Origin of the sequence: Streptomyces sp. NPDC051940 (assembly GCF_040680895.1) — a bacterium.
Lineage (GTDB): Bacteria > Actinomycetota > Actinomycetes > Streptomycetales > Streptomycetaceae > Streptomyces.
Genome location: NZ_JBFAXR010000060.1, coordinates 20,832 through 36,779 on the forward strand (window position 1 = coordinate 20,832; position 15,948 = coordinate 36,779).

General features: G+C 69.1%; 8 protein-coding genes and 3 pseudogenes. 4 read left to right on the plus strand and 7 right to left on the minus strand.

Annotated features, from left to right (window positions below; genetic code table 11):
* Nucleotides 1-254 precede the first annotated feature (254 nt).
* Nucleotides 255-947 (minus strand): hypothetical protein, encoded by a 693-nt coding sequence (locus AB0M28_RS22845; RefSeq protein WP_365407827.1) that lies wholly within the window; start codon nt 945-947, stop codon nt 255-257.
* An 805-nt stretch (nt 948-1,752) separates the two neighbouring features.
* Here AB0M28_RS22845 and AB0M28_RS22850 point away from each other — a divergent pair.
* Together AB0M28_RS22850 and AB0M28_RS22855 are read left to right on the plus strand one after the other, a co-directional pair.
* Nucleotides 1,753-1,992, plus strand: coding sequence for a hypothetical protein (locus AB0M28_RS22850; protein WP_365407830.1), 240 nt, complete (start codon nt 1,753-1,755; stop codon nt 1,990-1,992).
* A gap of 362 nt (nt 1,993-2,354) precedes the next feature.
* A pseudogene (locus tag AB0M28_RS22855) lies at nt 2,355-2,855 on the plus strand (amidohydrolase family protein); the annotation flags it as partial.
* A gap of 308 nt (nt 2,856-3,163) precedes the next feature.
* On the opposite strand, the gene AB0M28_RS22860 reads toward AB0M28_RS22855, so the two are convergent.
* Nucleotides 3,164-5,461 (minus strand): MMPL family transporter, encoded by a 2,298-nt coding sequence (locus AB0M28_RS22860; protein WP_365407833.1) that lies wholly within the window; start codon nt 5,459-5,461, stop codon nt 3,164-3,166.
* Between the two features lie 419 nt (nt 5,462-5,880).
* Here AB0M28_RS22860 and AB0M28_RS22865 point away from each other — a divergent pair.
* Nucleotides 5,881-6,792: pseudogene (locus tag AB0M28_RS22865) on the plus strand (transposase).
* Here the strand turns inward: AB0M28_RS22865 and AB0M28_RS22870 are convergent.
* Nucleotides 6,775-7,077 (minus strand): cupin domain-containing protein, encoded by a 303-nt coding sequence (locus AB0M28_RS22870; protein ID WP_365407885.1) that lies wholly within the window; start codon nt 7,075-7,077, stop codon nt 6,775-6,777. The pseudogene AB0M28_RS22865 and the gene AB0M28_RS22870 overlap by 18 nt on opposite strands.
* Before the next feature lie 415 nt (nt 7,078-7,492).
* Between AB0M28_RS22870 and AB0M28_RS22875 the strand changes: the two are divergent.
* Nucleotides 7,493-7,927: pseudogene (locus AB0M28_RS22875) on the plus strand (amidohydrolase family protein); the annotation flags it as partial.
* Between the two features lie 309 nt (nt 7,928-8,236).
* Here AB0M28_RS22875 and AB0M28_RS22880 read toward each other — a convergent pair.
* The 4 genes from AB0M28_RS22880 to AB0M28_RS22895 form a co-directional block, all read right to left on the minus strand.
* Nucleotides 8,237-9,205 (minus strand): cytochrome c biogenesis protein CcdA, encoded by a 969-nt coding sequence (locus AB0M28_RS22880; RefSeq protein WP_365407836.1) that lies wholly within the window; start codon nt 9,203-9,205, stop codon nt 8,237-8,239.
* 9 nt (nt 9,206-9,214) lie between these two features.
* On the minus strand, nt 9,215-9,811 hold the full coding sequence (locus AB0M28_RS22885) for a redoxin family protein (protein ID WP_365407839.1): 597 nt from the start codon (nt 9,809-9,811) through the stop codon (nt 9,215-9,217).
* A 329-nt stretch (nt 9,812-10,140) separates the two neighbouring features.
* Entirely contained in the window at nt 10,141-12,387 is a 2,247-nt protein-coding gene (locus AB0M28_RS22890; protein WP_365407842.1) for a discoidin domain-containing protein, read from the minus strand.
* A gap of 578 nt (nt 12,388-12,965) precedes the next feature.
* Nucleotides 12,966-15,692 (minus strand): serine/threonine-protein kinase, encoded by a 2,727-nt coding sequence (locus AB0M28_RS22895; RefSeq protein ID WP_365407845.1) that lies wholly within the window; start codon nt 15,690-15,692, stop codon nt 12,966-12,968.
* Nucleotides 15,693-15,948 lie beyond the last annotated feature (256 nt).

A 15,948-nucleotide genomic window follows, 5' to 3' on the forward strand; every position in this document is an offset into this window, starting at 1 on the left:
TACGCGACCCGACGGAACTCGTCCGGCAGATGCGCCGCGGACCTCACCGAGCCTTCGAACACCCAGCCCGGCGATCTCGTCCCGCCGACACCGCCCGCTGGCGCCGTCGTGGACCAGGACACCCTGTCGCGCCTGCCGGCCCGCGAGAAGGAGCAGGGTGGCCGGAGCGAGGTGCCGCGCACATGGTGCGCAGCGTTGAGCCGCGGCCGGAACTGACACCGTCCTAGCTCGTCAATGTCAATTTGCTGGCGCGCCTAGTCCTTGTCGATATCGAACTGGAAGTCAATCTGTCCCGCATCGCCAAGCAGGAGGCCGATCCCGGCGAGAGCCAATACCGCGACCGTAATCCCCAGCAGAATCTGCGCGGGAAATGGGATTCTGTCTACCCAGTTGTCAAGTCTGTCTTCCCAATCCCCGTTGATTCCCCTGACTATCTGCACGTCGATCAGAGGGGAGGCGAAAGATGTCCGGGGCGCACCGTTGACGAGCAGCGTGTAAGTGGCGAGTGCACCCTTGCCGATCCGACCAGGCTTGATGTGAAGTTCATGGCCGACCACCTCGTAGGCAGGCGCCTGCGTTTCTACCGGGGTTGATCCGGTGTTGAGTACGTCGAGGACGGGCGCCCCGACGCCAATGCGGATCGGTGAAGAGTTGTCGAACGAACTGCTGGCGATGTCTCGACGTCCGGTGTTCTTGATGTCGACACGGACGATATGTGGGTTCGAAAGGGTTACGCCGTCGCGGCGTAGTTCAAGAATGCCTCCCAGAGCGTGATGGGGCGACTCGATGGCCGTCGCCTCAATGTCGTACGCGATGCGACGCTTCGGATGTGCAGCCCGGAGGGTTGCCCACATGGCGCCAACGCCGATCATCGCTGAGGTCAACACGGCCACAGCAGTCCAGAACGTTCCCGACGCCCAGAAGGCGCTCGCAGCCACGACCTGCATGGACGAATTGAAGCAGGGGTCATGGGCTCTGCGCAGTGGTTCACCGCGCTTCAGGTATTGGCCGGCCTGGTGTTGGTGCAGCGCGAGACGGCAGGATCTCGTCATGCGACTTCTTGTCCTGGGCTGAGCGTGGTTCCTCAGTCGGTACGTCGCCAAGGGCGCGCTGGCGAAGGGCTGGAGGGTGACGACCTGCAGCCGAGGCCGCTCAGGCTCGGACATCGAGGGCGTTCACACTGTGCGAGGAGACCGTACGGTCCAGGCGGACGTGAAGCGCCTCGCGGCACACGGCCCATGGGGCGGGGTGATCCTGACCCGAGGAAGCGCTCGGTCGCGTGCACGCGAACGTGCTCGGCTCAGTGGCGTCGGTTGGGCGCGTGCAGACGTCGGCACGCGCCGTAGGGTGACCGAGTGTTCGATCGGTTGGAGATCAGAGTGCTGCCGCCGGGGCCACGCTTCGCTGCTCAGCCGCGGTTCTGGGTCAACGGTCAGGACGTGGTCGAAGGCGCGGTCGGCGAAGGGGGCCGCGGGCCGTTCGCAGCTGATGCGCTGCCCATCGGCCACCCCAGTCGTGCAGCGGTTCGGGGATATCGTGTAGTGGTCGGACTGGCAGGTTCCGTACGCACCAGCAGCCCCGCTGCCCGAGTTTCACTTTGACGGGAGCCAGTACGACACCGAACTGGCTCGCGCTGAGGCAGACCAGTGGTGGCAGGTCCGCAAGCAACCCAGCACGGCACAGCCACCTGTCTGACTGAGGGACGCGGTGGGCGCATTCCGTGGGCTTTGGCACACTGGGTACGTTGTCGCCATGTCCCCCGAACTGCGCAGCCGTGAAGAGCTAGTCACCTTCCTGCGTGGCCTGCACGAAGAATTCCGTGCGCACGGCCACGAGTGGGAGAACAACACGCTGGACAATTTCCTTGAAGCGCTTGCCGCGTGGGTGCACGACGCCCCGGGTGCGTACCGCAACGCGGGAGAGCAGATCCCACTCGACGGAGACTGGACCTTCATGGCCCGAGCCCTCCTCGCAGCCAGCATCTACGAGTAGTGCGCCGCTCCGCGCCACTCCAGCGCGTCTCGAGATCAGCGACAGACCCCATCGCGTGTACCCGCCTGAGCACATCAGCGCGCACGCCGACAAGTGCGACAATCCGTCCGTGCGCAAGGAGCTCTCACGTTGGTATCGAGGTCGCCTGGTGGGCGGTCCGTTCAGGGCGTGGGACCAAGGTGAGTGCGCCGCGCTGGAACGGGAGCTCGGGCTGCCCTGCCACCCGCATACCGCTCGTTCCCGGAATCCGCCGGCGGGCAGATACTGGACTACTCGGTCCACCTCCCGGGCTGTGAACCAGAACCGGTCCAGAGCTTCGACGACCTCTACCAGTTGGGCAGTGGCGACATGGGGGAGTTCGGCTGGAGCACTCTCCCGGGCGAGTATCGGCGCAGTCGCGACGGGCGGCTTGCCGAGAAGCCGGCGGCCTCGTCATCACGGCCGCCGACGAGATCCATGCCGACGTTCTCATCGAGGGCGGGCGGGTGGTCGCCGTGGCGGCGCCCGGCACGCAGAGCTGGACCGCGGAGCGCACGATCGACGCCACCGGGAAGTACGTGATTCCGGGTGGCGTCGACGTGCACACACACATGGAGCTGCCGTTCGGCGGCACGTTCGCCTCGGACACCTTCGAGACGGGCACACGGGCGGCGGCGTGGGGCGGCACGACGACGATCGTCGACTTCGCCGTGCAGAGCGTCGGCCACTCGCTGCGCGAGGGCCTGGACCTGTGGCACGCGAAGGCGGACGGCCGGTGCGCGATCGACTACCGCTTCCACATGATCATGTCGGATGTGAACGAGTCCACCTTGAAGGAGATGGACAGCCTCGTCGCAGAGGGTCTTTCCTCGTTCAAGGGTTTTGCTCGCGGATGTACCCGCGTGTCGTCCAACTGAATTCGGCAGCTGACCTGCTGCTTTAGCGCCGTTGCTGAGGGCTGTACAGGTGATTCTGGTCTGTGACGGACAACGAGTACAACGCGCCGCGGCATTGGATGGAATTGGCCGCGGCGCGTCGCATCTGCACAAGCGCAAACTGTACGGCAGGTAGGCGTGCAGTGCCCTGGGATAGGGTTGGCCCAGGACGCGTAGGTCCCCTGCAGTCGGAGCGGACGTCACCGTGCATCCAACCGCCCGGACGACCACCCCGGCGAACCTTCCTGGTCAGAGCACTAGCCGGCCTGCCCCCTGCGCGCCGCCGGTCCGGTCGCGGCGGTCTCGTCCTCCCCCTCGGTCTCCACGTGTGGCATGAGCCGGTCGAGCCAGCGGGGCGTCCACCAGGCGGACTTGCCGAGCAGGGTCATGACCGCGGGTACGAGGAGCAGCCGGACGACGGTGGCGTCGATGAGTACGCTGGCAGCGAGTCCCAGGCCGAGCATCTTGACGACGATGACGTCGCTGGTGATGAAGGCGGCGAAGACGCTGACCATGATGAGTGCGGCGCAGGTGATGACGCGTGCGGTGATCTCCAGGGCGTGGGCGACGCTCGCCTTGGGGTCATGGGTGCGTAGCCAGGCTTCGTGGACGCGGGTGAGGAGGAAGATCTCGTAGTCCATGCTGAGTCCGAAGAGGATGGCGAACATCATCATCGGTACATAGCTTTCGATCGGTACGTCGCCGGAGACGCCGAGTGCCGGACCGCCCCAGCCCCACTGGAAGACGGCCACGACGACGCCGTACGCGGCGGCGATCGACAGTACGTTGAGCACAGCTGCCTTGACGGCGACAAGCAGGCCGCGGAAGACGACGAGGATGACAAGGAAGGCGAGGCCGACGACCACGGCGATGATCAGGGGCAGCCTGCTCGAGACGGTATTGATGAAGTCGACCTGGGCGGCGGTTGTGCCCGTGACATAGGTGCGGGCATCGGTACCGGAGACCGCCTGGGGCAGGACGTCGTCCACGAGACGGTTGTCCAGTTGGGTGGTCTTCTCGTCCTGGGGAGCGGCCACGGAGTACGCGGTGCCGATCAGCACATCGCCGTCCGAGGTGGGCGTCAAGGAGGTGATCGTCGCTGCGTCGGGCACATCGGCCAAGGCCTTCTGCGCGGCCGTGGCGAGTGAGTCGCGGTCGGCCTGCGGGACGTCGGTCTGGTCGATGACGAGGGTCAGGGGTCCGTTCGAGCCGGGACCGAAGGCGGAGGACATCAGATCGAAAGCCCGCCGGTCGGTGAAGGACTTCGGATCGGCTCCGTCGCCGATGTGTCCGAGTTGAATGGAGAAGACCGGGATCGCAAGAACGACCAGGATCACCACGCCGGATGCCAGGAACCACCACGGGCGGCGCTCCACACGCTGGGCGTAACGGTGCCAGGTGCCGTGGCCTTCCTCGCCGGGTTCGGCGTCGACCTCGGCGACGGGCTTGCGTACCCGCAGCTTGTCGATGCGTCGGCCGATCAGCCCGAGCATCGCGGGGACCAGGGTGAGCGCGCCGAGCACGGCTGTGACCACGGTGACGGCGGCGGCCAGGCCCAGCTTGCCGACGAAGCTGATTCCGGAGACCCACAGGCCCGACAGGGCGATGATGACCGTGCAGCCGGACACCAGTACGGCGCGGCCGCTGGTGGCCGTCGCGAGGCCGGCCGCGATCACCGGGTTCTGCCCGTTCATGAGGTTCTGGCGGTGCCGGGTGATCAGGAAGAGCGAGTAGTCGATGCCGACACCGAGACCGATCATCGTGGCGAGCGTCGGCGAGACCGTGGCGAAGGTGAACGCCGCGGCCAACAATCCCAGGAGTGCCAGTCCGCAGATCACGGCGATGAGCGCAGTGACCAGAGGCAGTACCGCCGCCAGGATGCTGCCGAAGCCCAGCAGCAGCACCAAGATCGCCACCCCGAAGCCGATCGCCTCGCTGACTCGGTCGTCGGGTTCGGGCCGGGCCAGTTCGCCGAGCGGGCCGCCGTACTCCACGGTCACGTCGGCTGCGCGCAGCGGCTGGACGGCCGTGTCCACCCCGTCCAGGTAGGAGGACCCCAGCGTAGAGGGCTGGACGTCGAATCGGACGGTGATGTAGGCGGTCTTGGCGTCAGTGGAGAGCGGGCCGACATTGTCGTCCCCGGAGGGTGGCGGCGTCGTTCCGGATGCGGGCAGGGGGTTCTGCACGCTGAGCACATGGGGCAGCTTCTGCAGACTCGTCACGACGGTCGCCATCTGGCCGCTGACGTCGGTGAGCGGCTTGGAAGCGTCGTGCAGCACGATCTGGGCGCTGTATCCGCCGGCGGTGGGTTCGTGCGCCTTGAGAACGTCGAGGCCCTCCTGCGACTGGGAGCTCGGAAGGGTGAAGTTGTCTGAGTACTCGCCGCCGTACGCGCGGTCGAGTACTTGGAGTCCGACGAGGCCGGCCAGCCATAGGACGATGACGGTCACGAAGTGGCGGGCACACCACTCGCCGATGCGCCGCAGCGCACCCTTAGGACGCGGCGGGGTGACGTGCTCGGATGGGCGGCCGGCTGTGGGCTGTGGCGATGACATGCGTACTCCCGACGACTACCGGCATTGCCGCGGCCACGGTCCGTGGGTGCTCTCGCACGGGACTCCCGAAAGGTGACGTAGGTACTACCGACAGTGAAAGGCGCTCCGGCCTGCGCGGCACCTCCGGTCAGGAGAACGGGTGACAAACGCACCGCTCAGCCGCGCTGCAGCACCGCCAACCGGTTTCGGGCACGTCTGAGCAGCTCTCGTTCAGTCATGCGGATCTTTCCTGGTACTCCAGCAGTATTTCGCTGTCTGAGCTGGGCTTTCGCCGGGTGGCGGGAGTGTAGCGGGATGCGGAACGGGCAGGGGCGGTCTCATGGAGGCCGTCCCTCGAACCTGCGACAACGCCGCAGGTAGTGACAACGGCGGGGCAGCCTTCCCGAGTGATCACCGAGCATGCAGCTGCGCAGTGGGATGTGGAACTGGACGACCTCTTCGTGACCACCAGCCATCGCTTCGACCGTGTGGAACTTCGCCGCCGCATGCGGGACTACGCCCGCGGGCTGCTCGCCCCGGTGGCCCGCAAGAACAGCTGGCCCCGGCTGAGCAGGCCGGTCACTCCACCCCTGATGGTCTGCAGCACCTGCTCGCCGGTGCGAAGTGGCAGCCCGACGACATCCGCGACGACCTGCAGCAGTACGTCGCTGACGAGCTCGGCGAGGACAACGGCGTTCTGATCATCGACGACACCGGCTTCCTCGCCGCCTATGCCACCACCCGCGCTGCCCATCACCTGGGTTACCGCGGACGCCACCTACGGACAGGACACCCGCTTGCGCAGACTGCTGGAACAGTCGGGCGCCGGCTATGCGCCGGCCATGCCCAAGTCCCGGTTTACCGTGGGGTGTCCCCGCATCGAGGGTCTGTTCGCACAGGCACCCGACGAGGCGTGGGAGAAGATCTCGTGCGGCGGCGGAGCGAAGGGGCCCTGGGTCTATCACTGAGCGGCGGTGTGGTTGCCAGCCGTCGCCGAGTTCGACTATCAGGGCGAGGCCCAGCACCGGATGCGGTGGGCGCTGGCCCGACGCAGCCTCAATAGGCCCGACGAGATCGCCTACTACCTTGCCTATGCGCCCCTGGAGACCACCGTTCAGGAACTGGTGCGAGTTGCCGGGGCACGCTGGGCGATCGAGGAGTGTTTCCAGGCCGCGAAGAACGAATGCGGCCTGGATGAGTACGAGGTCCGCCGCTACGTGGGTTGGTATCGGCACGTCACCCTGGCCATGCTCGAGCACGCCTTCCTGGCCGCCACGGCACATCAGGCCCGGGAAAAGGGGGCGCAGCCGGTGGGACGGCTGGTGCCATCGAGCTCACAGTGGCGGAGGTAGGCGACTCCTGGCAGCTTGTCGTCCCTGGCCCCACCTGCGCGACGCCGAGGACGACACCACGCGCTTAGCTGGTCGAACTGGCGCCGCCGACACCACAGGTTCGGTGTCGATGAGAACCCAGGACATGACGGCGGGCTCGTCGGTGTCGTTGAACCACATGTGGTTGGTGCCGCGCTGCACGACAACGTCACCCGCCGTGAGCCGAACCATGTCCCCGCCGTCGAGTTCCAAGCCGACCTCGCCCTTGAGGACGATGCCGTAGTCGACGGAGTAGGTGCGGTGCAGGAGGGAACGCTGGCCTGCTCAGATCTCGCCGATCCGGAACACCGTGCCGCCGGGGACGGTGATGTCGGGTCTACGAGGCCGGAGTGCCCCACGGCTGGAGGATTGCTGCGGTACCGGGTTCGGGGTTGCGTAGGAGACGGGAAGGCCGTCTCCGACACGACATAGCTGCCGCGACCGTCGCCGTGAGTGGCCCCCCTTGCCATCATGGGTGTGACGCAGTCATCTGGGCCGGCCGCCTCTGTGGCGGCGACCCGCGGCAGGGCAGGTCCGCATCCGGTCGACATTCGGCGCGGCTTCGTGCGCCGACCGGTGTCGTGCGGCCTCGTTCCCGCCATCATGTGAGGGAGCCAGTGCCCGGATCACATCGACATCTATCCCGGGATAGAGCGATCCCGGAACAGGGGAGATGCCTGCCATGACCCGTACCCTGATCACCGGCGGCCTCGTCATCACGGCCGCCGACGAGATGCACGCCGACGTTCTCATCGAGGGCGGGCGGGTGGTGGCCGTGGCAGCGCCTGGCACGCAGAGCTGGACGGCGGAGCGCACGATCGACGCCACCGGCAAGTATGTGATCCCGGGCGGTGTCGACGTGCACACGCATATGGAGTTGCCGTTCGGCGGCACGTTCGCCTCGGACACGTTCGAGACGGGGACGCGGGCGGCGGCGTGGGGCGGCACGACGACGATCGTCGACTTCGCCGTGCAGAGCGTCGGCCACTCGCTGCGGGAGGGCCTGGACCTGTGGCATGCGAAGGCGGACGGGCGCTGCGCGATCGACTACGGCTTCCACATGATTTTGTCGGACGTGAACGAGAGCTCGTTGAAGGAGATGGACGGCCTCGTTGCATAGGGCCTGACCTCGTTCAAGGGTTTGCTCGCGGACGTACCCGCGTGTCGTCCAGCTGAGTTCGGCGGTTGACCTGCTGTCTGTGACTCGGGCAGCCGCGTGGGTCCGTGTGTGATCCGATCGCATGGCCGTCACTGGTGCTGGTCGACACCTCCCGGCACCAGTGACGGACGTCCGACCGCCAACGGCGGTCGCAGGGACGCGGTATGAGTAGTGGGCCACACCTGTCCGGGAAAGGCAGCGGCTCACCCCCAGCTTCGGCCGTGATGCGCTCGGTGGTCCTGTATTCCGCAACGGCGACTGCCCGATCTACGCATCGGTCGCCGGGGATCGCTCTGCGTCACCGTGCGGTGCGCTGTAGTGCTTCGCGTCATCCCGTCGGTCCGCGTCGGCGGTGGGAACTCCAGCTCCCGCCCGTCCACCATCGCCTGCCCCGGAGCGCCTGCGCCGGTGGTGCGCCACCAGCGTCGACGCGAGCAGCAGTGCCGCGACCGGGCCGGTGACCAGGCCCGGGCCCGCCGCGTCAAGGCCGTCCGCGAGCGCGCGTTGGACCGTGCCCGCGGCGTCGATCACCGGGTCGGCGAGTGCCGGGTCGCGCCGGGCGCGGATCTCGTACCAGCCGTAGTACGCGACGTACGCCCCCACCGCGAGCAGCAGTCCCCCGCCGATTCGCGGAGCCCGCGCGCCCGCGCGGCGGAGCCGGGCGACGGCCGTGCTGCGGGTGAGGGCCACCGTCAGCGAGGCGGCGCCCACGACGAGGCCCATCCCCGCCGCGTACGCCACGAACAGGGCGACCCCCTCGACCGTGGAGCCGCGGCGGAACGCCGACACCACGATGGCCAGGAACGGCGCGATCGTGCAGCCCAGCGACGCCGCCGCGTACGCCGCCCCGAACAGCGCCATCGACGGGACCGAGCGCCGCACCGCCGGCGCCCGGCGAAGCTTGGGCAGCAGGACCGGCAGCTGTCGGCCGGCGAGGAGCCAGGCCCCGGCAGCCGCCAGCAGGATCCCGAACACGACCGTGAACCACGGCAGATGCTCCTGAACCTGCCCCGCCGCCGGCTGCACTGCCAGCCCGAACACCCCGAACAGGGCCGCGAACCCCAGCGTCATCGCCGCCGTGGCGGTGAGCGCCTGGCCCACCGCGACCGCCCGGCCGGGGCTGTCGTCGCCCAGTACGAGGAGCGAGAGATAGGCGGGGAGCAGGGCGAAGCCGCACGGGTTGACCGCGGCGAGCATGCCCGCGGTGAGCGCGAGTGCGAGCGGGAGGTCGGACATGGCGCGCGGTCAGCCGGCGAGCCCGGCGACCTTCTCCGCCAGTCCGTCGCCACCGGGGAAGACACCCTCGTAGACCGTACTGCCGTCCTTGTCCAGGATCACGTAGCGGCTCTGCTCGGTGACCTCGAACCGCCGCCACACCGCGCCGTCCTCGTCCGACAGGTGCGGGAAGGAGCCCGTGCCCGTGTCGGAGACGAAGTCGCGCATCGCGGCGTTCTGGTCCAGGCCGGCGACGCCGAGGAAGTTGACCCGGCCGGCGGTGTCGGCGGCGACCTTCGCGGTCTCGGCCGCCTGAGCCCGGCACTTGGGGCACCACGGCGCCCAGAACCACAGCACGGTCGGCTTCCCGGCGAGCGCCCTCGCGTCGAAGGACTTGCCGTCGACCGTGGTCGCGTTGAACCTCAACGCATTGGGTACGGCCGTTTCCTCCGCGGGCGAGGGGGACTCCGACGCCGACGGCCCGGCGCTCGCGGAGGACGGGGCCGACGTGGACGGACTCGATGCGGCGTCGTCGGAGCCGTTCCCGCTGTCGGAGCCGCAGCCCACTGCCGTGAGCGCGACCACGACGGTGACGACGGCGACCGGAAGGACGAAGCGCACACCCATGGCGAACTCCAGCAGATCGGCGATTAGCTGCGACTGTAGATCCGCCCCGCACCCGCCGACGCCAACGACCGCATTTCGGATCCATGACGCCCCTGAGCGGCTCCGTGCACGGCTGCCCGTCCGGCCGCACAACCACGAGCGTCCCGCGCGGTCTCACGTCTGCGCTCGGACGCCGGCCGTCACTGGATCGATCCCCCGTCGATCCCGCGCCGTGGCGGCGTAGCGGGATCGGGACGGCAGGAGGACAGGAAACGCCCGCGTGGAGTCCGTACCGGCGAGCCGGGTCGGCCGGAGTCACCTCCGGCCGACCCGGCCGCCGCTGGTACGCGCTACGCCGCGCGCGTCGTGAACACCGCTGAGGCGCCCGCCGGCAGGCGGTACGCGTACGTGGTGCCGCCGAGCGGCATGTCGAAGACCGCTGCGGTGCGGCCCGGGTTGTAGACGACGAGCAGCTGCGTGCCGTCGGGCAGTTGGGCCGTCTTGCGCTGTACATCACCGGACGGATCCGGGACGGAGTCCGCCGGACCGGCCGGCGCGAGGACGTTCACCTCGTGGATCGACCACCAGTTGCCGGCGCTGCTCTGGTTGACCACCCGGACATACCGGCCGGTGACCTGCGGCAGCAGGATCTCGTTCACCGTGTCCCCCGGCCCGGTCGCCACCGGGCCGCCCCAGTTCGTACCGTCGTCCGACACGAAGACCTCGTACTGCTTGGAGAAGTCCTGGGGGCTCGCCGTGGTGTCCAGCACCAGCCGGTCGAACGTCCGGGAGGAGCCGAGGTCCAGCTGGAACCAGTCGCCCGGCTGCATCCCCGCCCCCGTGCTCCACCGGGTGGCCGGGTCGCCGTCGACCGCGTTGCCCACCGGGTCGTCGGCGCTGCTCGCGGAGGCCGAGACGGTCCAGCCGGAGCGGTCCAGCGGCTCCTCCTTGGTGGGGCCGGTGAGCGACGCGCCGCCCGGCGTCGAGTAACCGAGCCACTGGTCGCCGATCCGCACCTGCGGTATGGCGGCCAGCATCCCCGCGTCGTAGCTGGCCAGGGCCTGCGTGCCGTCCGCGTTGTCCAGCGGGACGTCCACCGAGCCGATCGCCTCCGGGTCCGTCTGCCCGGCCTGGGCGCCGTCCCACGTGAAGGTGGCGGCCGCGCCGCTGTTCAAGGTGTAGGAGAACCACCTGTTGCCCCACTGCACCCGGAACGTCCTTGCGGCCGTTCCGGAGTTGAACGCGACCAGCGCCTTCGAGCCGTCCGGGTTGACGAACGCGACGTCCTGCACGTCACCGGCGCCCAGCGTGCTGGAGGCGATCCGGTGGGCGCCGGGCCGTACGAACTTGCTGGCCTGCCCCAGCGCCCAGTAGTCGGCGGTCTTGGTGTACGTCCACTTGCCGTTCGCACCCCGGGCCACGGTCACCACGCCGCGGCAGGTGAGGCAGCCCCCGTTGGTCGGGCCGTTACGGCTGTCCAGCGCCATGTTCCAGCGGACCACGCTCTTCGCCCAGTCCCGGGAGGAGTTGATGATCAGGTCCATCGCGGCGGCGAACCCGTCCTGTTCGTCGCCCTCCCAGGTACCGCCCGAGCACTCGGTCTCGTAGGCCGGCTTGTTGGGATAGCTGTTGTGGGACACGGACTGGGCGCGCACGCTGCCGCCGTAGCAGTGCCACGCGGTGCCGGTGACGTACGGCGAGGTGTCCTGGTCGGCGTACAGCGTCTCCGGGTAGCCCGGGACGTCCCAGTTGTGGTCGTAGCCGAGGATGCCGGTCTGCAGGCCGTGCCTCTGGAGCGTCGGCCCGAGGTGGTTCTTGACCAGGTCGTTCTGCTGCTCGGCGGACATCCCCATGCCCGGGTAGCCGGCGGGCTGGTACAGCGGCTCGTTCTGCGGCGTGATGTAGCGGACCGGAACGCCCTCCGCCGCGTACGCCTCGATGAACTTCGCGAAGTACTCGGCCAGCGGCTGGTAGGCGTCCGGCCTGAGCTCCCCGCCGATCATGGAGTCGGTCGTCTTCATCCAGCCCGGCGGGCTCCACGGCGTCGCCATCAGCGTCAGCTGCGGATTGATCTCCCGCGCCTGCTTGAGCACCGGGATGATGTACGACTTGTCGTGGTCGATCGAGAAGCGTGAGAGCGTCGGGTCGCTCTGCCTGGGCGGCATGTCGTCGTACGAGTAGTCGCCGCGCACGGCGAAGTCGCTGGCCCCCATGGGCTGGCGCACGAAACTCAGCCCGATGCCGTCGCCATCCCGGCCGAACAGGTCGCGCATCACGGCGTCGCGCTGCGCGGCGCCGAGCCGGGTGCCGACCAGCCAGGCGGAGGAGTCGGTGAACGACGCCCCGAAGCCCTCCATCTCCTGGTAGGTGCGCTGCGAGTCGATCGTGAGGGCCGGTCCGACCGGGGCCGCCCCCTCCCGCCACTCCACGCCCTCCTGTCGCGCGAGGTAGGTCCTCGTGGCAAGGTCCGTCAGGAACACGGACACCCCCGAGGACCCGCCCGCCGCGGCGGGCTCGGCGGCGGGGACCGGCGCCGGAGTGAGTGCTACCAGGGACACGGCGGCGGCCAGGGCGGCGCCCGGCCAATATCGAGACATGTCTTGTTCCCTTCTGGTGCCTGAGACTCCCGGAACCGGTTCCGGCGGCGCCGCCCCACCTTCGTCTCGGCCGTCATTGTCGTCAAGACTTTGAACCACGAAACTTGAACAATGGCTTTCTGCCTGGGCTTTGCGCATGCTGGGTTCACAGGATGTTCCGTGCTGGGCATGAAATCACCCCTTAATGCGCCTTGTGAGTATCGGACTTGACCGCTGGGGCTTGCCGATGGGTTGAGTAACTCACCGGACGGCAGATCGTTTCGGCTGATGTGGGGCGGGGCACTCTCAGACGCCGAGTGGGCCGGGTCGGAGCCGAATCTGCAGAAGAACATCGGGCGTGGCGGCTCTGGCGGTGTCACCCGAGTGTGGTCAACGGGACTCTGCTCCGGCATCGGGATGGCGCCCGCGTAGCCGAACGGCCACCGGCTGATCTTCGAGATGTCGAATGCGACGCCCTGCGGATAGCCCCGCCGCTCTCGCTGACGGTGGCGGAGGCGGAGGAGGGCGCGTCGATCCTGGAGGCGGTGCTGACGGCGGCGCAGTCGGGCTGACGGAACGTCAGGGACCCGGGCCGCCGCCTAGGGCTCGGGCGCCGGGGGCTCGGGTGCTGCGGGCAGGGGCTCGGGCGCCGGCGGCTGAGCCTCGGGCTCCGGCGCGGCCGGTTCCGGGGGGCGCCGGACGATCAGGCGCCGTGTTCCCGGGTCCGCCTCCTCGGCGGACTGCCGTCCGGACCCGGGACGCTGGGCGGGGAGGAGGACGGTGGGCCCGGTCGGCGGCACCTCTGCGTTCTCCTGCTCCGGTGGCGGCGGCGCCGGACGCGGCATCCGCAGGTCCACGTCCGCGACTGCCTCGGGCGTGTGCTCCAGTGCACGCAGGAAGTCCTCCGGCGACGGAAAGCGACTCTCCCGCTGACGCGCCGTCAGCCGCGCCAGGACGTCGCGCAGCTGCGGCGTCACGGGCAGGTCCGAGACCGGTAGATCCTCCTGCACGATGCGATACAGCCGCGACCAGAGGTCGTCACCCTCAAAGGCCGGTCGTCCGACCAGGCACTCGTAGAGCAGCAGGCCCAGCGCGAACAGGTCGGCCCGGATGTCCGTCGGCTCACCGCGAACCTGCTCGGGCGCCATGTAACCGGGCGTGCCGAGCGCGACCCCGGTGCGGGTGAGGCGGGCGTCGGCGTTGTCGAAGTGTGCGATCCCAAGGTCGATCATGACCGCCCCGCGCACCGGATGCATCAGCACGTTCGACGGTTTGAGGTCGAACCGGGACAGTCCCAGACCTGCCGCCTGTTCGAGTACCGCACCGAGCTGGCGGGCGACGACGGCCACCCGCACGGGCTCCAGCGGCCCCGAGTCGCGCAGCACGGAGGCCAGCGACGGACCGTCGACCAGCTCCATCACCAGGGCCGGTTCGGGGTCGTCGACCAGGTCGACGAAGCGGACCACGTTCGGATGGTTGAGCTGGCGGACCACCGAGGCCTCGCGCCGCAACCGGGTGCGGAACACCTCGTCCGCCAGCAGCTGACGGTGCAGCAGCTTGACGGCCACCGCCTGCCCGGTCAGGGAGTCGCGGCCCCGGTACACCGCGCCCATGCCGCCCTGGCCGATCTGGGCGAGTACCTCGTAGCGGTCGGCCATCAGCGTGATCACGGACTCTCGGCGCCCGTCTGCCGCCGCACCTGGCGGCTGGACGCCGGCGGGCGCCGCACCCCGCGCGGGCGGGGCCGTGCCGACGAACGTGGTGCTGAACAGATCCGGCGGTCGCGGCCCCTCAAGGCCCAGATCGGCGCGCTCGGCTTCGCTGCGCAGCGTGAAACCGTCGAGCCGGCGGCGGATGTCGTCCGCCAGTTTGTAGTACGTGACCTGCACCGCGGCCTGGTCCCCGTACAACGTGGCGTCGGGCCGGCCGGCCTCGCTGACCACGTCGAGCACCCCGCCACGGTTGAGATGCCGCAGCAGCCGTTCAGCCGTCGGACTGTCCATGCGCAGCAGCGGATCGATCGACTGGGCGTCGTCGGTGCCGCTGCCGACGATGTCCGAGCAGGTGAATGGGCGGCCCTTGCTGCGCAGCGCCCAGTCCACCACGTGGTAGCCGCCGAGCCGCCAGCGGTCCTGGTCGATCGGTACGGGCAGCAGACCGGCCGGGACGTGCGCGGTGACGGCGTCGTCGACCAGTGCCTCCAGCCCGCCGTAGAAACCGATCCGCGCCCATTCCTCCGCCGGCACCCGAAGGGAGGGCGCGGGACCGTTCCACTGGATGAGCCCGTTGAACTCCTGCAGCAGTCTGCGCGGCACACCGCGTGACTTGAACCGCAGATAGGCGATGAACTCCAGGAGCGACCCGACGTCCACCTGCGACATGCCGGTGAGACCTCGCACCAGCGCTTCCGGCGCGTTCCACAGGCACGGTACGTACATCCGCCACGCGAAGACACTCTCGTACACGCCGTTGCCCCGGTCGGTGTCGAGGATCGCCCGGTCGTGCAGATCAGGACCGGCCACCACGAGGAAGTGCGCGCCCCGTGTGGTGAGCACGTTCTTCAGCCGCCCGAGTAGTTCCTCGAACTCCCGCAGCGCCTCCTCGCGGTTGTCGGTGAGCTTGTCGATCTCGTCCAGCACGATCACCGGATGCACGCGCAGTCTGCGGTCGCGCCGTCGCCGCAGCAGCCGCCGCGGCCGGCTGTCCGGACCCTCCAGCCCCGACAGCAGCCGGATGATGCGCATCAGGTCATGCTCGACATCGGTCTCCGAATAGGCGAGGAAGGACGCCTCCATCGCCTGGGCACGGATCCGCTTGCCGGCGATGTTCAGGTTCGGGGCGACGGCCGCCAGCGGCCCCTGCTGCGCGCCGAACCCCGCCGCGCCGCCCGCCTCCCGGGTGTCGGAGTGCATCTCCTTGTACGACAGCGAGGTCCGGGTGTACGCCAGCAGCAGCGGCTCACGCACCTCCCGGGGCAGCCGCTGCAGCAGGCCGTGATCGCCCAGGGTCTCGAAGATCCGCCGGACGACTGCGAACAGCAGCTGGTCGGGGGTCATGCTGCGGGCGACGCTGAGGTGGACGATGACCAGCTCCTCGTTGTCCCCGCGCCACTCCTCCGCCGCCTGGGCCAGTGCACGCAGCACCAGCGTGGACTTCCCGACGCCGCGGAAGCCCGTCACCAGGAACGTACCGCCGTGGGAGAAGCGCAGCCGCTCGCGGAGCCGCTTGACGAGGTCGGCGTGGCCGAGCGGCGGAATGGCGGCGTCGCCGACCGGCAGCGGCTCGTGGATGTACCGGAAGTCCCGGTGCAGCTCGACGTCCAGCACAGCGCCCCCTGAACGCAGCTCCTCGATCCCAGCCTAGAGCCGCGCCACGCCCGGGGCCGCCCATTCGCGCCAAAGCGGTCCATGCCCGTAACGCGATCGACCTACACGACCGGCCGCGCGTGTCGGTCCGGACACGTCGCCTGCACCTTTGGCGCCCCCTCGGCGCGGGCACGAAGTGCTGCGAGGGCAGGCCGTGCAGGTAAGGCAGCGGCCACATCGGCTAGGGAGTCGTTGACGTCGGCCTTCAGCGCGGCGG